Raw genomic sequence first — 20,072 nt, 5'->3', positions numbered from 1 at the left:
TCTACCCACTTTCATTTTCAGACGGCCGCAAACATTGTTATGATAGACCGTCTGAATCTTTTCACGTCTATACCTTATGAACCCGATTGAAAACGCCTGCCGCCATTCCCTTTTCCTCGCCCGCCACCTTGATAACGGCAAACTCAAGCCCGAAATACTGAATCCGATGCTGGAAAAAGCATTATCCGAAACGGATTTTGAAAACTTTGCCGACTGGGCCGCCATCCAAGCCGAAGAAAACGAAGAAGAACTCGCCCGCCAATTGCGCCTGCTGCGCCGTTATGTCGTTGCACAAATTATCGTTCGCGATATCAACCGTATCAGCGACCTGGCCGAAGTCACCCGCACCATTACCTTATTGGCCGACTTCGCCATCAACACCGCCCTACGCTTCGCCCATGCCTATTATCAAGATATGTACGGCACCCCAATCGGACGTCACAGCGGCGAGCCGCAATTTTTAAGCGTGGTTGCCATGGGCAAAGCCGGCGGCTACGAATTAAACGTATCTTCCGACATCGACCTGATTTTTATCTACCCCGAATCCGGCGACACCGACGGCAGGCGCGAACGCAGCAATCAGGAATTTTTTACCAAAGTCGGCCAAAAACTGATTACCCTGCTCAACGACATCACCGCCGACGGCCAAGTCTTCCGCGTCGATATGCGCTTACGCCCCGACGGCGACAGCGGTGCACTGGTATTGAGCGAAACCGCACTGGAACAATACCTCATCCAACAAGGACGGGAGTGGGAACGCTACGCATGGTGTAAAGGCCGCGTCGTTACCCCCTATCCCAACAGCATTGCTGCCTTAGTACGCCCGTTTGTATTCCGAAAATACCTCGATTTCAACGCCTATGAAGGCATGCGCCGGCTACACCGCCAGATACGCAGCGAAGTCAACCGCAAAGGCATGGCCGACAATATCAAACTCGGTGCCGGCGGCATTCGCGAAGTCGAATTTATCGCCCAGATTTTCCAATTGATACGCGGCGGGCAAATCCATGCCCTACAACTCAAAGGCACACAAGAAACCCTACGCGTTCTCGACATGCTCGAAATTCTCGACCACGACACCGTAGAAACCCTGCTCACCGCCTACCGTTTCCTACGCGATGTCGAACACCGCCTGCAATACTGGGACGACCAACAAACCCAAACCCTGCCCGAACAGCCCGAACAACAACAATTACTGGCCGAAAGCATGGGCTTTGCCGACTACCAAGCCTTTTCAGACGGCCTCAACCGACACCGCGACCAAGTCAACGCCGTCTTTAACGAAATCCTATCCGAACCCGAAGAACAAAACGCCTCACAAAGCAACGGCTGGCAATGTATTTGGCAGGAAAATACCGACGAAGAAGCCCGTTTCAACCGGCTGGCTGAACACGGTTTTAACGCTTCCCTGATTTCGCGCCAGCTCAACCAGCTTCAGCAAAGCAGCAAATACCGCCACCTTTCCGCACAGGCACAACTCTGCTTCGATGCCGTTATCCCGCTGCTCGCCCAAGCAGCGGCCACCCAACCCAACCCGACCGTTACCCTGCAACGCCTACTCGGTTTCCTAGAAAGCATCAGTCGCCGTTCGTCCTATCTCGCCTTTCTCTACGAACATCCGCAAGCACTCGATATCTTTGCCGGCATTATGGGACAAAGCTCATGGGTATCCGAATATCTAGTGCGCCACCCCGCCCTGCTCGACGAACTGCTCAGTGCACAACTCATGGAAACCGGTAACGACTGGCCGACACTGACCGCCGAACTTTCAGACGGCCTCAAGCGCACCGCAGGCGATACCGAAGCACAAATGGACGTCTTGCGCCATTTCCAACACGCCCACATCTTCCGCCTTGCCGTACAAGACTTGGCCGGACTCTGGACAGTCGAAGCCCTTTCCGACGAACTTTCCGCACTGGCCGACACCATCCTCACCGCCGCCGTACCCGCCGTATGGGCCGACACCCCCAAAACCCATACCGATACCCCCAATATCGCCATCATCGGCTACGGCAAACTCGGCGGCAAAGAACTGGGCTACACATCCGACCTCGATTTAGTCTATATCTACGACGATCCTAACCCTGCCGCCCCAGAAATTTACGCCAGCTTCGCCCGACGCCTCACCAGCTGGCTTTCCGCCGCCACCAACGCCGGCCAACTCTACGAAGTCGACCTGCGCCTGCGCCCCAACGGCGACAGCGGCTTTCTCACCCACAGCTTCGCCGCCTTTGAAAAATACCAACGCGAAAACGCATGGACATGGGAACACCAATCCCTCACCCGCGCCCGTTTTATCTGCGGCAGCCCCGCAATCGGTGCCGCATTCGACAAGCTACGCAGCGAAATCCTCACCCGCAACCGCAACCAAACCGCACTCGCACACGAAATCACCGAAATGCGCGAAAAAATGTTTGCCACCCATCCGCCCGAAGACAGCGATGTCAAATACGCACGCGGCGGCGTGGTCGATGTCGAATTTATCGTTCAATACCTCATCCTCGCCCACGCACACCAATACCCGCAACTGCTCGACAACTACGGCAATATCGCCCTACTCAGCATCGCCGCCGATGTCGGGCTGATAGATAAGCAACTGGCCGAACAATCCCGCGCCGCCTACCGCTTCTACCGCCAGCAACAACACAATACCAAACTGCGCGACGCCGAGAAAGTTGAAGAAACCGAAGAAGTCCTCGCTTACTACGACAACGTTAGAAAACTCTGGCATCAGGTATTCGGCGAAGAAGTCCGCTTCGAGGCCGTCTGAAAACCCTAATAAGGTTTCATTCCATTAAACAAAAAGCCGTCTGAACAAGTTTTCAGACGGCCTTCATCATAAATAACCACCTACATTAGGCTTTTTCCTCTTCTGCATCTACATCTTTATCATCTTCTGCATCATCTTCATTCACACCTTGGGTTTGATTCCCCAACAACAACGCCTGTCCGGCAAAATCATCACCAGCGGCTTCTAAGGCAAAACGTTCGCTATCCAAACGGCGGACTCGGGCGCTAATTTCTTCTGCCTCGCTGTCTTCCGCGCCCAACATTTTCACGGCGGTTTCACCCATATTGATGGCAGCATCGAATGTTTCGCGGATAAAGTAATCGGCTTCCGCTTTCAACAATGCCAACGCATGTTCGCGGTCATAAGCGCGGACGATGGTTTTCACATTGGGGAATAAATGGCGGACGGTTTCCACAATGCGGGTGGTGATTTCAATTTTATTAATACAAATCATAATACAATCGGCATTTTGCGCCCCTGCCGCCCGCAACACATCTGCGCGGACACCGTTGCCGTAGTAAACTTTGAAACCGTATTTTGCGGCGCGACGGATAACATTAGGATCCATATCAATAATTGAAATGTGGGCACCATAGGCAATCGGTGCCTGACTGGCAATCTGCCCGACCCTACCGAAACCGATAATCAAAACATTACCGCGTAATTCGTTATCCTGCACATCGTCCACGCCCTGCATATCCACTTGGTTATTATTTTTGAGAAACCGCTGCCCCAAAACCAATATCAAAGGGGTTAATGCCATAGACAATACGACAATAGCAGTCATATTCGCATGCGTTGTGGCACTCATCACACCTTGTTCGGCGGCGGCGGAATAAATCACAAAGGCAAACTCACCACCCTGCGCCATCATCATGGCGCGGCTTAAGGCATCACGGTGTTTGCTCTTGGTTAAACGAGCCACCAGATAAATCATAGAAGCATTACCCGCCATCAACGCCAATACACTGGAAACAACCATTAACGCATTATGCCAAACCACTTCCAAATTCAGGCTCATCCCCACACCGAGGAAAAACAACCCCAATAATAAGCCGCGAAACGGTTCGATATCGGCTTCAAGCTGATGACGGAAGCTGGATTCGGAAAGCAATACGCCGGCGATAAACGCCCCCATCGCCATAGATAAACCGCCGAGTTCCATTAAAAAAGCCGCGCCCAGCACCACCAACAACGCCGCTGCCGTCATCACTTCACGCGCTCTGGATTTGGCCAATATACGGAACATCGGATTGAGCAACCACAATCCGGCCGCTATCAAAATACCTAAAGAAAGTGCCGATTTGCCAATTTTCATCCAAATCGGTGTCTGATCCGCCAAAATAGCCGCCTCCGTTGTCGGTGCCAAAAATGCTACGGCGGCCAGCAAAGGCACAATCAATAAATCTTGAAACAAGAGAATAGAAACAATCCGCTGCCCTTCCGGTGTAGCAGATTCATGCCGTTCGGAAAGCAACTGCATCACAACGGCTGTCGAAGTCAACACAAAACCGGAAGCGCTCACAAACGACACCTGCCAAGGCATGCCCAATACGGTAATGCCCACAAACGTGAGCATAGAAGCCGCCAACACCACCTGCATGCTGCCCAATCCGAAAATCTGACGGCGCAGGTTCCACAAATTCGAGGGCTTCATTTCCAAGCCGATAACGAACAGGAACATCACCACGCCCAGCTCGGCAATATGAATCACCGATTCCGCATCATCAAAGAATTTCAACCCAAACGGGCCGATAACCAAACCGGCAGCCAAATACCCCAGTACCGAGCCGAGCCCCAAACGTTTGAACAGAGGGACTGCCACCACTGCCGCACCGAGCAGGGTAACCACCTGCAGCAACTGATCCGAACCTTCTGCCGCCATATCCGATACTCCTTTGAAAGGTAAGACGTAATTAGTAAAAATATCACAAAGAAAAAAAGAATAACTCATCCATATGCTTGATTACCACCCAAGTAAACACAAGTACATCAAACATACCACATACTGCCGAATTCTTTATTCATCGGTCTGTTTATTCAATATAGTCCGACAGGGCAAGGTTTCAATACCTACCATCGGCTAATCATTCAAACAGGCCGTCTGAAAATATTTTCAGACGGCCTGTTATGCCATCAACATTGGTATCCTCACCTCATGAGTTTAAGGGCGCCGGAAAGTATCGTGACACGCTTTGCAATTTACTTCCACGTTATTATAAGCCACTTTGATTTCTTCAAGGTTGCCGGATTGGGCTTTATTGTTAAGCTCGGCTACAGCGGCATGAAATTTCTCTTCAGTGGCTTTAAATTCATCCGGCTTTTCCCAGATAACCGGCAATGCATCGCCGTCGCCCAGTTCGTCATGTTGGAAATATTGGAACGGTTTTTGGCTCTCTTCGGCAAACGCCGCAGCCGCAGTTTTGAATTTTTCAATATCGTAAGGTTCGTCGCCCTGAACCATTTTGCGCATGCTGCTAAAGTTGGGCATCATCGATTTAAAAGCCGTTGTGCGGTCTTCCGAAATCGGGCCTTTGGCAACATCAGGTTCGGACGCACCACAACCTGCCAAAATCAACAGGGCTGCCAACGGCAAAAGTAAGGTGGTTTTGCTGTTCATGATGTTGTGTTCCTTTTCTAATGGTATTATGGTGAATATTATTTTTCTCGGCATCATACCCGAAACCTATAAAGGGAACCAGCCGCATACGGCCGGGTAACCGATAAATCGGCATTTGTTTAATAGAAAATACGGGGCGGTTTTATGCCTCGGGAATCAGGAGAAAACCATGGCAGTTTTGATTACCGGCGCATCGGCCGGTTTTGGCGAAGCGATGTGCCGCAGTTTTGTGGCGGCAGGTTATTATGTGATTGGCGCGGCACGGCGTATCGAAAAACTCGAAGCCTTGCAAGCGGAGTTGGGCGAACGTTTCCTACCGCTCGATATGGATGTTTCTTCCACCCAAGCCATCGATGACGCCCTTCAAGACCTGCCCGAACCTTTCGACACCATCGACGGCCTGATTAACAATGCCGGTTTGGCGCTCGGCTTGGATATGGCCGACAAAGCCCATTTCGACGACTGGCACACCATGATTCAAACCAATATTGTCGGCCTCACCTACCTAACCCATAAAATCCTGCCGCAAATGGTCGAACGTAAAAACGGCTACATTATCAATCTCGGTTCGATTGCCGGCACCTACCCCTACCCCGGCGGCAATGTATACGGCGCCAGCAAAGCCTATGTGCGCCAATTCAGCCTAAACCTACGTGCCGACTTGGCCGGTACCAATATCCGCGTTAGCAATGTCGAGCCGGGCTTGTGCGGTGATACCGAGTTTTCCAATGTGCGTTTTAAAGGCGATGATGAACGGGCGGCCAAACTATATGAAAATGTCGAATTTATCCGCCCGCAAGATATTGCCGAAACGGTTTTATGGCTATACCAACGCCCTTCCCATGTCAATGTAAACAGCATCGAAATCATGCCGGTAGCGCAAAGTTTCGGCGCTTTGCCCGTTTACCGTGAAGCACCGAAACCTGAACCGGTAGAAGATAATTTCGAACAACAAAGCACTTCGCTGTTCCAAAAAATCAAATCATGGTTTAAATAAGCGCAGAAGAAACATTTAAAACAAAGGCCGTCTGAAACCCTATTCAGACGGCCTTTTAAGATTATTTGATACCCTGTATCAGCTCGAACAACTCACACAAATACCACCGGCCCATTCGGGCGGCAAAACGGCAAAATCGGCAAACTCTTGTTGCTCGACAAACGGATTTTGCATACAGCGGTGCAGCCGTTCAATCTCTCTGAAATCACCGTTTTTCGCCAACTCAATGGCTTGCTCAAGCAGATAGTTTCTCAACACATACAGCGGATTGACCGCATTCATGCGCTCGGCACGCGCCGCCGGATCACTATTTTCCGCCCGCAAGCGGCCGCGGTAGCAGCCTATCCATGCCGTAAACGCTTCCATCGGGCCGTCAAACAAAGTGGTTAGCCGTTCCGGCAACGGCTCGCCATGCTGATTGCTCACTTCGCTCAAATATCGGAAAAACAAAGTGAAGTCCACTTTTCTGCCTTGCAGGGAAGCAAACATATCACCCACCAACTCTTCATCGTCTTTATCTATGGTTTGCAAACCGAGTTTCGCCCGCATACGGCTCAGATAGGCCGTCTGAAACATTTCCGGAAAACGTTCCAATTCCGCCACCAATTCACTTTCCGACACCATCGGCAACAGGCAGGAAGCAAAGCGCATCAGGTTCCAATGCACCACATAAGGCTGTTCGTTATAGGCATAACGCCCGCCGGTATCGGAATGGTTGCAGATATGATGGCGGTCGTAGGCATCTAAAAAGCCAAACGGGCCATAATCAATGGTCAGCCCCAATGCCGACATATTATCGGTATTCAATACGCCATGGCAAAACCCGACGCTCTGCCAGGCCGCCACCAATTCCGCCGTGCGGCGGTTCACTTCATGAAACAAGGCCAGATAAGGGTTTTCGGCATCGCGGCAGGCGGGGAAATGTTGGTCTATCAGATAGTCGGCCAACAAGGGTAGGTTTTGATGCTGTCCGGTGTGATACATATATTCGAAATGCCCGAAGCGGATAAACGACGGGGCAATCCGAGTCACCACCGCAGCGGTTTCCGCCTGTTCGCGGTAAACGGCATCGTTGCTGCCGGTGAGTGCCAACGCGCGGGTGGTGGGGATGCCCAAACCGTGCATGGCTTCGGAACACAAATATTCACGGATACTCGAACGCAATACGGCGCGACCGTCGGCAAAGCGCGAATACGGCGTTTTGCCCGCCCCTTTGAGCTGCCATTCCCAACGCTTACCGTCGGCAGCAACCGAATCGCCAATCAACATGGCGCGACCGTCGCCCAGCTGGCGCACATACACGCCGAACTGATGGCCGCTGTAAACCGTGGCTATCGGTGCAGGGTCGTATTGTTTAGCGCTGCCGGAAAGATAAAGCAGATTATCGGGGTTATCGAAAATTTCAGACGGCCTCAAACCCATTTCCGCCGCCAGCGTATGGTTTTGCGCCACCCAATAAGGCTCGCCCAACGGCTCGGGGCGGACACGACTATAAAAGCTTTCGGGCAACACCATTAGGGATTGCAGTTGTAGCGGGAGTGTGTGTGACATAATATTTATCCTATGGATGTGTGTGGTGTGTGTTATTTTGTTTTATATAAGGGCAAGCCGTCTGAAATACAGTAGCCATGTAAAACGGCTCAAACAAACTGCGCCGCGCCCTGATTGGCCAATTCATCGGCGCGCTCGTTATCGCGATGTCCGGCATGGCCTTTTACCCATACCCACGAAACATCATGCTGTTGTACCAATTCGTCTAGCTGCCGCCATAAATCTTCGTTCTTCACCGGCTTTTTGGCGGCGGTTTTCCAGCCGTTTTTCTTCCAGCCGTGTATCCAGCTTTCCATGCCGTTTTTAACATATTGCGAATCGGTATGGATTTCCACACGACAGCGCCGTTTCAACGCCTGCAAGCCCTTAATCACGGCCGTTAATTCCATACGGTTGTTTGTGGTTTCGGGCTCGCCGCCGCAAAGTTCTTTTTCATGGCTGCCGTAGCGCATCAACACGCCCCAGCCGCCCGCACCCGGATTGCCTTTACATGCCCCGTCGGTATAAAGATAAACGGTTTTTTCCATACCTATCCTGCTTTCTGAAAAGAGAGCGCATCATACCACAAGGCCGTCTGAATCTTTTTTTTCAGACGGCCTCGAATACACTATCCGCCCCATTCCCTATTCAATAGTTTATCAGCAGGATAGCATCGGTTTTCATATCCGGCACGGCAGGTAATTTGCTATAATGGCCGCCTTTCTTTTTCCTACCGCCCGATATGAACGCCCGCAAAACCTTCCTGCTCGGCATTGCTTTTTTCACCCTATTGTTTATGGCGCTGGTGCTGTTAGGCAGTTGGCTGCTCCACATCGGCAGCAAACAGTTTGCCATTGCCAGCTTTTTGTTTGCTTTTGGCGCCGTATTCGGACAAGTTGCCTGCCTCGCACTCTACATCCGCCAAACCGCACTTGAAAAAGCCGCCAAAGCCGCCGCCGAAAAAACACCGACACCGTAAAACAGGATACCCCCCATGCTCAAACAAATCGTATTAGCCAGCGGCAATGCCGGCAAACTGAAAGAGTTTACCCGCTGGTTTGCCGCCCACGATATCGAAGTCTTGCCGCAATCCGCATTCAACGTACCCGAATGCCCCGAGCCGCACCCTACTTTTATCGAAAATGCGATTGCCAAAGCCCGCCACGCCAGCAAACACAGCGGCAAGCCCGCCTTGGCCGACGACAGCGGCATCTGCGCCCCCGCCTTGGGCGGCGCACCCGGTATTTATTCGGCACGTTTTGCCGGAAGCAGCCCGAAATCCGATGCGGCCAACAATGCCAAACTTTCCGCCGAACTGGCCGGAAAAGCCGACCAACGCTGTTATTATGTTTGCGTGCTGGTGTTGGTACGCCATGAAAACGACCCGCAGCCGATTATTGCCGAAGGCATCTGGCACGGTACATGGCAGGCCGAAGCGGCAGGGGAAAACGGCTTCGGTTACGACCCGCACTTTTATATTCCCGAACTGGGTTGCACCGCTGCCCAATTAGATCCCGAAACCAAAAACCGCATCAGCCACCGCGGCTTGGCCCTAACCGAACTCAAACAAAAAATCGGCTTGCTTTATCCGTAAAACCCACCATATTAACAACCATCTTAAAGGCCGTCTGAATAGCCAAACAGGCGGCTAAGCAACACATACAGCGACAGCATCCGGCATGATTAAAAAAACCGAACCACCTGCCGCCACACACCGACCAAATTTATGCAAACCATCCATTTTTCCCAACCCGGCCACCTAACCGCCCTGCCCCCGCTGTCGCTTTATATCCATATTCCTTGGTGCGTGCGCAAATGCCCTTATTGCGATTTCAATTCGCATCAGGCCAAAACGGATCTTGCCGAACAAGCCTACATCGACGCACTGCTCACCGACCTGCAAACCGAGCTGCCGAATATCTGGGGCAGGCCGGTAGAAACCATTTTTATCGGCGGCGGTACACCCAGCCTGTTTCAGGCGGCCTCGATAGACCGCCTGCTCGGCGGCATCCGTTCGCTTGTCCGCTTACAGCCGCAAGCCGAAATCACCATGGAAGCCAACCCCGGCACCTTTGAAAAAGAAAAATTCCAAGGGTTTAAAGAAGCCGGTATCACACGGCTTTCCATCGGTGTACAAAGTTTTAACGACAACGCCCTCAAAAGCCTAGGCCGTATTCACGACCACCGCGAAGCCTTATCCGCCATCGAATATGCGCTGAATATTTTCGACAGGGTGAACGTTGATATAATGTACGCCCTACCCGGCCAAACCGTTCAGACGGCCTTAAACGATATCCAAACCGCCATTGCCACCGGCGCCAACCACATCAGCGCCTATCATCTGACTATGGAACCGAACACCCCGTTCGGCCACACCCCGCCCAAAGGCCTGCCGCAAGACGAAGCCGCCCAAGATATTGAAGACGCGGTACACAATGCCTTATACGCAGCCGGTTTCGAACATTATGAAACCTCCGCCTTCGCCCGCACCGGCCACCAATGTCGGCACAACCTAAACTACTGGCAATTCGGCGACTATCTCGGCATCGGCGCCGGCGCACACGGCAAAATTTCCTACCCGACCCATATCGAGCGCACCACCCGCAAACGCCATCCCAACGATTATCTCAACGCCATGCAAAACAACCCGGCCTCTGCCATCGAACGCAAAACCGTTGCCGCTTCGGATTTACCGTTCGAATTTATGATGAACGCACTGCGCCTCACCAACGGCGTGCCTGCCGAATGGCTGCCCGAACGCACCGGCATCCCCGCCGCCCGCATTACCGCCCAGATTCAAGCCGCCCAAGAACGCGGCCTGCTGGATACCGATCCGCATTATTTCAGGCCGTCTGAATTGGGCAGGCGTTTTTTAAATGATTTATTGCAGTGTTTTTTATAAAACAACTTATCAAACAACCATACGCCATCGTTATGACGTATAGCCGCCACACCCTATAACCCTATCGCAACATTATGATGCCGTTCGGCAGAAACCGCCCCTTTTCCCAATATTCTTTATGCTAAAATCAAATTTTCATTTCGCATAAATTTGCATAAATAAAGGGGTATTCATTATGGGCGGTTTAGTGGTTTTGATTATTGTCGTTGTCTGCGTAGTCGTACCAATTGTGATTTATAACCGTTTGGTACGCGCCCGAAACGAATACCGCAATGCATTTGCACAAATCCAAGTGCAACTCAAACGCCGGCACGACCTGATTCCCAATTTGGTCGAAACCGTCAAAGCTTATCTGACACACGAACAACACACCCTTGAAAACGTCATACAGGCGCGTAACCATGCCGCCGACACCCTCGCCGCTGCCGTTGCCCGCCCCGATGTCAACACAGAAATCGCGCAATTGGCCGAAGGGGAACACCAACTCAGCTCGGCATTGCGCCATTTGAGCGTGGTTGTAGAAGCTTATCCTGAATTACAGGCCGATAGAGCCGTTCAATCATTAAGCGAAGAATTGGCCGGTGCCGAAAGCCGTGTAGCGTTCGCCCGTCAAGCCTATAACGACGCCGTGCTGGCCTACAACAACACACGCGAAACCTTTCCCGCTTCACTGCTGGCGGATTTTTTCGGGCATAAAAGCAATGCGGCTATGTTGCAGTTCGACGACCATGCCGTTATCCGCCACGCCCCCAAAATCGATCTGAACCGATAAGCGGCCGGCTCATGCATTTTCGCCGATATCAAAAATATGCCCTGCGCCTCAGCAATGGCCTGCTATGGCTGTATCTATTCGCCGTGGCCGCCGTCGCCGGTATTACCGCTGCCGTTACCGCTTTGCTCACATCGCTGTATTTTGAGATTCATGACGGTGTCGGCATTGCTATGCACCCAACCGTTTTTAAGGTTGTTTTTATCACCGTTTTGGTGATGGTAGCCGTTGCTGCATGGATACGCCTGCGCCAACTGTCACACGGCGGCCATGTCGTGGCAACGGCATTAGGCGGCAAGCAGGTTTCACGCAAACAAGCCCGTTTATCGGAACGCAGGCTGTTAAATGTGGTCGAAGAAATAGCGATTGCTTCCGGTATGCATATTCCCCGCGTCTATATCTTGCCCGATATGTCGCTCAATGCGTTTGCTGCCGGCATGGATCAGCGCGATGCCGTTATCGGGATTACGCGCGGCGCAGTCGACGCTTTCAACCGCAGCGAGTTGCAAGGCGTTATCGCCCATGAATTCAGCCATATCCTCAATGGCGATATGCGCCGCAATATGCAGCTTTGCGGAGGGTTATACGGCCTACAGATGCTGAGCAGTTTGGGGCGTTTCTTTATCAACGTCGATTCCCTGATATTCCGCCGCAACCTGCTTACCATGATACTGGGCGGCGTTTTACTTATCCTCGGCTTTACCGGCTCGCTGGTTGCCGGTTGGATACAGGCCGCCATCAGCCGTCAGCGTGAATTTCTGGCCGATGCGTCGGCGGTTCAATTCACCCGCCACAGCGAAGGATTGGCTTCCGCATTGTGTAAAGTGGCTGTTGCGCCCATCCATAGATTGAATTCGCCGCATGCGTCGGAATACGCTCATTTTATGTTTGCCGGATTGGATAAAGCCGATATTTTCGACCGCCTCGCCGCCACCCATCCCGATATTTACGAACGCATACAACGGCTCAGCCCTTCTCATGCACGCCGTTGGCGCCATAAAATACGCAAAGCCAAAGAAAAACGGGCAGATTTTGTGTATCTTCCCTATTCCACGTCTTCTCTTTCAAACCAACACGGATATTCCGACATGGCCGAACAAACCCACCCCAACGAACACCAAGGCAGGTTATTAGCAGAAAATATCCGTCGGTTTGATGCCCATGCGGAAACCGATAAGGCACAACTGCTACAGTTCAACCCCAAACACTGGCTGCGTGCCGAGGGCGACAGCGAGCGGCTAACCATTGCCCTATCCGCACTACTCACCCCCACCGCATTGGCCGAAACCGAACATATTTGGTCGACAAGGTTTCCATTGCGCACCGCTTTTTATCAGCGCCTCAAACGGCACCCGCTGCCGCAACCGCTATACCGCCCGCTGCTGATGCACCTATTACCCTCCGTCGCCGCCCTGCCGCCGGAAGAACAACAAAGCTTGCAAAATGAATTAAGCCACTTTGCCCGCCTAAACGGCCTAGACGCCCCCGCCGCCTTATTGTGGCTGGAAACCGCCGCATGGCTGAAATGGTTTGCCGAGCCGGAATCCAACCCGCAAGCAACCGATGAACATTACAGCCAAACCGTTCTCGCCGCACTGGCACAATGGACAGGCGAAGCAGGCCGTCTGAATACATTAGGCATCCAAGGCTTGCCGCGAATACTGCACACACTCCAAACCCTCCCGGCACACAAGCGCACCGAGCTTCTCACCAAATGCCGCCTGATACTGGCTGCCGGCGGCAATCCCGACTGGGCAGAAGCTGCTGAAAACGTTGTTGCCTTATATGGCAGAACATAACGGTTTATCGTCGAAACCAACCCGTTAGAAATATGCGTTACCACTAAAAACTTTTAGGCCGTCTGAAAAAACAAAAGGGATAAATAATTATTTACCCCTTTTAAACAAAACAACTTGAGTAAACCATTTCTATTTCCTACCCTATCCGGCATAATTTAATAGTAGTATCATCATCTTGTTTGTTCGATAAATCCAGCTTGAAAAGATTATTCACCTGATAAAAGGAACAACATCATGAAATACCTAAAACCTGCTTTGATTCTAATGGTTGCCGCCACTTTGTCGGCTTGTGCGCGAACACCTCATTGGAGAGGACACCACATGAACGGCCCTCAATCCATGCCTAATCCCCAATATATGCAAGCGATGCGATTCACTCATACAGTAAACAGCAAATACAATTTTGACGATACGGTTTCACGCCTTGAAAATGCCATCCAATCCAAAGGGATGACTGTTTTTGCCGTGATTGATCATCATGCAGCCGCCCGTGCCAACGGTTTAAACATGCAACCTGCCAAAGTGATTATTTTTGGCACTCCCAAAGCAGGTACACCGCTGATGGTGAAAGACCCCGAGTTCGCCATCCGCCTGCCTTTGCGCGTTTTGGTGACTGAAAACAACGGCGCGGTTCAAGTGGTTTTCCATGATACACGCGCCCTAATCCAAGGCACGCGTATTCAGTTTAGTGACGTTGAAAACACGCTGGCTAACGCAGAAAAACTGATTGTTCAAACCGTAACCCAATAAATACGATACACATTGAAAAAGCCATCCCTTTATAATCAGGCCGTCTGAAACAAAGGGATGGCTGATTGATACTATTCATCTTTCTTTAATAGTTTGAAAACTTTTTAAACAAACAGCCGGTCAGCTTAAAATATTCATTTGAATTTATCCGTATCTGTTTCTATACAATGGCCACCGTTGATAATATTGAAAACGCCTTTCAAGCACTGTTCTACCTGAAACGGCATAATATTGTATAATTTCACCATTTTGACGCCGCCGATGTTGTTTAAGTCACTCCATCCAATTACTCTGTAAAAACTTATACCCTATCGGCCAACCCGCTTGTTACCGTCTTATTTTCAGACGGCCTCTTATATGATTGTTTATGGCTACCAAATCTCCGAAAAAAACCACCAAACCTACTGCAAAAACCCAATCCGGCGTAAAAAACAAGCCGTCTGAAACCAAACCGGTACGCAAGCCGAAAGGTGTGGTTCCGAATGCAGTGAAACGCAAACGCCCGCAACACGTTATCAATCTGATCAACGATACCTTGTGGTTGTTCGGCCTGCTGGTAACCGTTTATGCCGCCTTGTGTTTGGCCAGCTTCACAATGGACGACCCCGCATGGTCGCGCAGTGTGCCGCTTTCCGATGAAGTACACAATCTCGGCGGCCTGTTTGGCGCGTATTTCTCCGATGTCGGCTATTATTTATTCGGCCTGTCGTTTTGGTGGTGGATTGTCGCCGCCTGCATTCTGCTTTACCGCAATTTCCGCCCGCTGCAAACGCCTGAAAGCAAACCGTATAACTATAAAATCGCTGCTGCCGCTTTGGCCGTCTTATTATTGTGCAGCCCGGTTTTGGAAGTCTTTTCTTTTCAAACCGAATTGGCAGACGCCCTACCTGTCGGCGCAGGCGGTTTAGTCGGATCATTTACCGCTTCCGGGCTGACTTGGCTATTGGGCACATCCGGCAGCCTGCTGATTATGCTGGTGATTCTCTTACTGGCTTTATCCCTGTTGGCACAAGTCTCATGGCTGGATATTTTAGAAAAAACCGGTGCCAAAATGGAATGGTTGTGGCTCAAGCTTATGCGTAAAGAAGATAAATACGTTCGAGACCTGCCCGACCCCAAAACCACCCGCCGTATGGTGCGTGAAGCGAAAAATATTACTGCCGAGCCTGTCGAACAACTGGCGGGCAGTTCCAGCAACCGCAAAGCCGTAGCCGTATCGGTTGCTCCGCCTTCTCCTGTTCAACCGGCCTTATTCGATGAAAAAGGTGATGCGGCCGAACCAACCCACACCGGTGAATATATCAAGCCTTCGCTTCATCTACTGCGCCTGCCGCAGGGTGAGCCGCCGGTTGTCAATCCGGAAAAACTCCAACAAACCGCCGAGCGTATCGAAGCCAAGTTGGCAGAATTCGGTATCGGGGTGCAAGTGGTTTCCGCCACTTCAGGGCCGGTAATTACCCGCTTTGAAATCGAACCGGCACAAGGTGTTAAAGGCAGCCAAATTGTCAATCTTTCTAAAGACCTTGCCCGCTCGATGTCGTTACAGGCCGTGCGCATTGTCGAAACCATTGCCGGTAAAAACACCATGGGTATCGAGTTGCCCAACGAGCGCCGCCAAGATGTCATGCTGAGTGAAATTCTGTCGTCCTCGGTGTTTACCGATGCAAAATCCAAGCTTACCGTTGCGTTGGGTAAAGATATTGCCGGCATTCCCGTGGTCGGTGATTTGGCGAAAATGCCGCATTTGTTAGTAGGCGGTATGACCGGTTCGGGTAAATCGGTTGGGGTCAACGCGATGATTTTATCGATTCTGTTTAAAGCGACCCCTGAAGAAGTCCGCTTTATTATGATCGATCCCAAAATGCTGGAATTAAGTGTTTACGACGGTATTCCGCACCTACTCTGCCCCGTGGTGACCGATATGCGTGAAGCCGGTCAGGCCTTGAACTGGTGTGTAGCCGAAATGGAAAAACGTTACCGTTTATTGTCTCACGCCGGTGTACGCAATATTGAAGGCTTTAATAAAAAAGTCGTTGCCGCCAAAGAATCGGGCAAACCGCTGCTCAACCCGTTCAGCCTGAATCCGGACGACCCCGAACCGTTGGAAACGCTGCCGATGATTGTGGTGGTGATTGATGAATTGGCCGACCTGATGATGACGGAGCGCAAATCGGTCGAACAACAAATCGCCCGTTTGGCACAAAAAGCACGGGCGGCAGGCATCCACATGATTGTGGCGACCCAACGCCCGAGTGTTGACGTGATTACCGGCCTGATTAAAGCCAATATCCCCACACGCATGGCCTTTACCGTGCAAAGCAAAATCGACAGCCGCACCATTCTCGACCAAATGGGCGCGGATGAATTGCTGAAATACGGCGATTCGCTATTTTTACAGCCGGGTAATGCCGAACCGACCCGTTTACAGGGTGCGTTTGTGTCTGACGACGAAGTCCATCATGTTGTCTCCCATGTGAAACGGCAGGCTCCGGCTCATTATATTGAAGGGCTGCTCAGTGGCGAAGCGGCATTGGAAACCACCAATATCGTAAACCCCAATGCCAATAGCGACGAACTTTTCGATCAGGCCGTTTCTTTTGTCTTGGAAACCCGCAAAACCTCTATCTCTTCATTGCAACGCCAATTACGCATAGGCTATAACCGTGCCGCCAATCTGATGCAGGCATTGGAAGACGCCGGCGTGGTTTCCCCTGCCGATGTTGGCGGCAGCCGCAAGATACTGGCACAAAAAGATAATTTATAAATCAGCCACTATATAAAACAAGCCGTCTGAAAATATTCAGACGGCTTGTTTTATATATGGATAGATATCAACGCTTTATTCGGTATATTTTTCCTCAACCACTTCTTTAAGCGGTTCCGCTTCCGCGATTTTTTCTTTGGCTTCCTCTTTTTCCTCTTTGTCCGCTTCTTCTTTTTCCTGAACGATTTCGGCAGCCGGCATAAATTGGAATTTACCGTAAACCGGGAAATGGTCGGAGCCAATTGTAGGCAAAACCTTAATTTCACTCATCATAAAATCGCTACTATGGAAAATATGATCAAGCGGCCAACGTAAAAACGGATATTTGGCATGAAAAGTACTATATAAGCCCCTACCTTTACGCGGATCGAGCAAGCCGCTGATTTGTTGGAATAAGCGCGAGGTCCGCGACCAAGCCACATCGTTCATATCACCGAACACCAGCACGGAATGGTTGTTTTTTGCGATTTCCCTACCTACCAGCAACAGTTCGGCATCGCGGCCGGTAGAAGTATCGGCTTCGGTAGGACTCGGCGGCATAGGGTGCAGACAATAAATCCGTATCCATTCGCCCGATTTCAATTGCAACTCTGCCGCGATAGACGGAATGTCTTCTTCCACCCAATACCGAACTTCGACATTCCGTAATTGCAGACGGCTATATAAATGCATGCCGTAAAGATTATCTAAGGGGATTTTCACGGTATATTCATATGCCAGCTCGTGTTCCAACGGTGCAAGCTGCTCTTCCCACCATTTATCGCTTTCCAAAGTCAGCACGATATCAGGCTGATATTTTTTTACCGTTGCCAATAATAAATCGGCACGGCGGTTGGGGGTTAACACGTTGGAGGTAATCAGGGAAAGGGTACGTTCGTTATCTTCGCCGGAATATTGCAATACTTCGGGTTTATTCAAACGCGTATAAGCAGAAATTTCCTTCACCTGATAAACGAAACAGGCAAAATTGATGATCTCAAAAAAGGTGAACAAGGGATGCTCATTCTGTTGCCAGAGATAATTTAACACCACACACAACAAACTAACCGCCGCAATCTGCAAGCGCGGAAAATCGAAAACCCGGAAAACCCAATGATCATGGTTAATCAAAGGTAACAAAGTTGCCAATATCGGCAACCACAACAAAATCATCAATAGCCAATCGGTTGGTGAAAGTCCAAACATAATGAATACCTGATATTTTTTGACAATGGATATTAGCGAATGCCCTATCCTACTGCAACCGTATTTACAACGAATAAAGCCGTCTGAAACATATCTTTTCAGACGGCCTCATATCACTTACAAGCCCAACGACTGCCACATTGCATCAACTTTTGCTGCGGTAGCCGCATCGTGCTTAATCACTCTACCCCATTCGCGCTGGGTTTCACCGGGCCATTTATTGGTGGCATCCAAGCCCATTTTACCGCCTAAACCGCTCACCGGGCTGGCAAAGTCGAGATAGTCAATCGGCGTATTTTCTACCATCACCGCATCGCGTACCGGATCCATACGGGTGGTAATCGCCCAAATCACCTCTTTCCAATCGCGGCAGTCCACATCATCATCGACCACCACAATAAACTTGGTGTACATAAACTGGCGCAGGAACGACCAACATCCCATCATCACCCTTTTCGCATGGCCGGGATATTGTTTTTTAATACTCACCACCGCCATACGGTAAGAACAACCCTCCGGCGGCAAATAAAAATCGACAATCTCGGGAAACTGCTTTTGCAATAATGGCACGAACACTTCGTTTAATGCCACGCCCAAAACCGCAGGCTCATCGGGCGGTTTGCCGGTATAAGTGCTGTGATACACCGGATTTTCGCGCATCGTTATCCTCTCGACGGTAAACACGGGAAAATAATCCTGCTCGTTGTAATAGCCTGTATGGTCGCCATATGGGCCTTCCAAGGCGGTTTCATCAGGATGTATCACCCCTTCCAATACGATTTCCGCCCGCGCGGGCACCTGTAAATCATTGCCGATACATTTCACCAATTCCGTCCTCGAGCCGCGCAATAATCCGGCAAACTGATATTCACTCAGCGTATCCGGCACAGGTGTCACCGCACCGAGAATCGTTGCCGGATCACAACCTAAAACCACCGCCACCGGATACGGTGTATCGGGATAAAGCTTTTTATGTGCCTGAAAATCCAAAGCCCCGCCCCGATGCGCCAGCCAACGCATAATCAGTTTGTTTTTACCGATAAGCTGCTGGCGGTAAATACCGAGATTCTGGCGTTTTTTATGCGGCCCGCGGGTAACGGTCAACCCCCATGTTACCAACGGTGCAATATCTTCCGGCCAGCAATGTTGGATAGGCAGGCGGTTTAAATCCACTTCATCGCCCTCCCAAACAATTTCCTGACACGGCGCTTTTTTCACCACATGCGGCGCCATGCTCCAAATATCTTTCAGCAACGGCAGTTTGGAAAAGGCGTCTTTAATGCCTTTTGGCGGTTCCGGCTCTTTCAAATACGCCAAAGTGCGGCCGATTTCACGCAACTTTTCCACACTGTCCGCCCCCATGCCCATCGCCACCCGCTCAGGCGTGCCAAACAAATTGGCCAACACGGGAAACGCATAGCGCGAACCATCTTGCCGAACCGGATTTTCAAACCACAATGCCGGCCCTTCGTTACGCAAAACACGGTCGGCAATTTCCGTCATTTCCAAATAAGGGGAAACAGGCAGGCTGATACGTTTCAGCTTGTTTTCCTGTTCCAGCTTGTGAACAAAATCCCTCAAATCATTGTATTTCATAGGGTTGCTTTCAAGGCCGTCTGAAAACTTGTTCAGACGAAAATCATAAAGGCTGAATTATAACAAACCCTACCCTCGGCGTACCGTTTGCTTATCTGTTTATAACCACTTGCCCAAGTAATAAATTATGCTACAATAGCAACCTTTCTCGACCCGGGTCTGTAGCTCAGGGGTTAGAGCAGGGGACTCATAATCCCTTGGTCGTGGGTTCGATCCCCACCGGACCCACCAAAAAATTCAGAAAAGCAGGCATAGCAGTGAGCTACGCCTGCTTTTTTTATTCGCCATTATCGAGTTTTCAATAAAAAAGCCCTCGAATCATCACAATTCGAGGGCTTTTTTTACCACGATGAAATCACATCAGAAGCA

At 50.7% G+C, this 20,072-nt stretch carries 15 protein-coding genes and 1 tRNA gene; 10 read left to right on the top strand and 6 right to left on the bottom strand.

Annotated elements, in window-relative coordinates:
- Positions 1-76: 76 nt before the first annotated feature.
- Positions 77-2,770: a bifunctional [glutamate--ammonia ligase]-adenylyl-L-tyrosine phosphorylase/[glutamate--ammonia-ligase] adenylyltransferase gene (glnE, locus tag NXS09_RS00820; protein ID WP_259290669.1), complete on the top strand. Its 2,694-nt coding sequence runs from the start codon at positions 77-79 to the stop codon at positions 2,768-2,770.
- A gap of 85 nt (positions 2,771-2,855) precedes the next feature.
- Here the strand turns inward: glnE and NXS09_RS00815 are convergent, their stop codons facing one another.
- Complete coding sequence (locus NXS09_RS00815) at positions 2,856-4,676, bottom strand: monovalent cation:proton antiporter-2 (CPA2) family protein (RefSeq protein ID WP_259290668.1); 1,821 nt, start codon at positions 4,674-4,676, stop codon at positions 2,856-2,858.
- A gap of 279 nt (positions 4,677-4,955) precedes the next feature.
- Positions 4,956-5,411, bottom strand: a complete 456-nt coding sequence (locus NXS09_RS00810; RefSeq protein ID WP_259290667.1) for a c-type cytochrome — start codon at positions 5,409-5,411, stop codon at positions 4,956-4,958.
- 169 nt (positions 5,412-5,580) lie between these two features.
- On the opposite strand from NXS09_RS00810, the gene NXS09_RS00805 reads away from it, so the two are divergent.
- Positions 5,581-6,408 (top strand): SDR family oxidoreductase, encoded by an 828-nt coding sequence (locus tag NXS09_RS00805; RefSeq protein WP_259290666.1) that lies wholly within the window; start codon positions 5,581-5,583, stop codon positions 6,406-6,408.
- A 78-nt stretch (positions 6,409-6,486) separates the two neighbouring features.
- Here NXS09_RS00805 and NXS09_RS00800 read toward each other — a convergent pair whose 3' ends face one another.
- Both NXS09_RS00800 and rnhA read right to left on the bottom strand, forming a co-directional pair.
- Positions 6,487-7,959, bottom strand: coding sequence for a protein adenylyltransferase SelO (locus NXS09_RS00800; RefSeq protein WP_259290665.1), 1,473 nt, complete (start codon positions 7,957-7,959; stop codon positions 6,487-6,489).
- An 89-nt stretch (positions 7,960-8,048) separates the two neighbouring features.
- Positions 8,049-8,486, bottom strand: coding sequence for a ribonuclease HI (rnhA, locus tag NXS09_RS00795; RefSeq protein ID WP_259290664.1), 438 nt, complete (start codon positions 8,484-8,486; stop codon positions 8,049-8,051).
- 194 nt (positions 8,487-8,680) lie between these two features.
- On the opposite strand from rnhA, the gene NXS09_RS00790 reads away from it, so the two are divergent.
- The 7 genes from NXS09_RS00790 (at position 8,681) to NXS09_RS00760 (ending at position 16,922) form a co-directional block, all read left to right on the top strand.
- Complete coding sequence (locus NXS09_RS00790; protein WP_259290663.1) at positions 8,681-8,917, top strand: NGO_0222 family membrane protein; 237 nt, start codon at positions 8,681-8,683, stop codon at positions 8,915-8,917.
- 15 nt (positions 8,918-8,932) lie between these two features.
- Complete coding sequence (gene rdgB / locus NXS09_RS00785) at positions 8,933-9,532, top strand: RdgB/HAM1 family non-canonical purine NTP pyrophosphatase (protein WP_259290662.1); 600 nt, start codon at positions 8,933-8,935, stop codon at positions 9,530-9,532.
- 132 nt (positions 9,533-9,664) lie between these two features.
- Positions 9,665-10,840 (top strand): radical SAM family heme chaperone HemW, encoded by a 1,176-nt coding sequence (hemW, locus tag NXS09_RS00780; protein ID WP_259290661.1) that lies wholly within the window; start codon positions 9,665-9,667, stop codon positions 10,838-10,840.
- 175 nt (positions 10,841-11,015) lie between these two features.
- Positions 11,016-11,612, top strand: a complete 597-nt coding sequence (locus NXS09_RS00775) for a LemA family protein (protein ID WP_259290660.1) — start codon at positions 11,016-11,018, stop codon at positions 11,610-11,612.
- 11 nt (positions 11,613-11,623) lie between these two features.
- Entirely contained in the window at positions 11,624-13,408 is a 1,785-nt protein-coding gene (locus NXS09_RS00770; RefSeq protein ID WP_259290659.1) for a M48 family metalloprotease, read from the top strand.
- Between the two features lie 321 nt (positions 13,409-13,729).
- Positions 13,730-14,158, top strand: coding sequence for a DUF302 domain-containing protein (locus tag NXS09_RS00765; RefSeq protein WP_259290942.1), 429 nt, complete (start codon positions 13,730-13,732; stop codon positions 14,156-14,158).
- A 367-nt stretch (positions 14,159-14,525) separates the two neighbouring features.
- Complete coding sequence (locus tag NXS09_RS00760; RefSeq protein WP_259290658.1) at positions 14,526-16,922, top strand: DNA translocase FtsK; 2,397 nt, start codon at positions 14,526-14,528, stop codon at positions 16,920-16,922.
- A gap of 75 nt (positions 16,923-16,997) precedes the next feature.
- Here NXS09_RS00760 and NXS09_RS00755 read toward each other — a convergent pair whose 3' ends face one another.
- Positions 16,998-18,107 (bottom strand): endonuclease/exonuclease/phosphatase family protein, encoded by a 1,110-nt coding sequence (locus NXS09_RS00755; protein ID WP_259290657.1) that lies wholly within the window; start codon positions 18,105-18,107, stop codon positions 16,998-17,000.
- 117 nt (positions 18,108-18,224) lie between these two features.
- Positions 18,225-19,703: a 4-hydroxy-3-polyprenylbenzoate decarboxylase gene (ubiD, locus tag NXS09_RS00750; protein WP_259290656.1), complete on the bottom strand. Its 1,479-nt coding sequence runs from the start codon at positions 19,701-19,703 to the stop codon at positions 18,225-18,227.
- A gap of 155 nt (positions 19,704-19,858) precedes the next feature.
- Here ubiD and NXS09_RS00745 point away from each other — a divergent pair.
- Positions 19,859-19,934: transfer RNA gene (locus NXS09_RS00745), tRNA-Ile, on the top strand.
- Positions 19,935-20,072 lie beyond the last annotated feature (138 nt).

Source organism: Neisseria montereyensis (genome assembly GCF_024834045.1).
GTDB classification, from domain to species: Bacteria; Pseudomonadota; Gammaproteobacteria; order Burkholderiales; family Neisseriaceae; genus Neisseria; species Neisseria montereyensis.
This window is presented reverse-complemented; position numbering and strand designations above follow the sequence as displayed.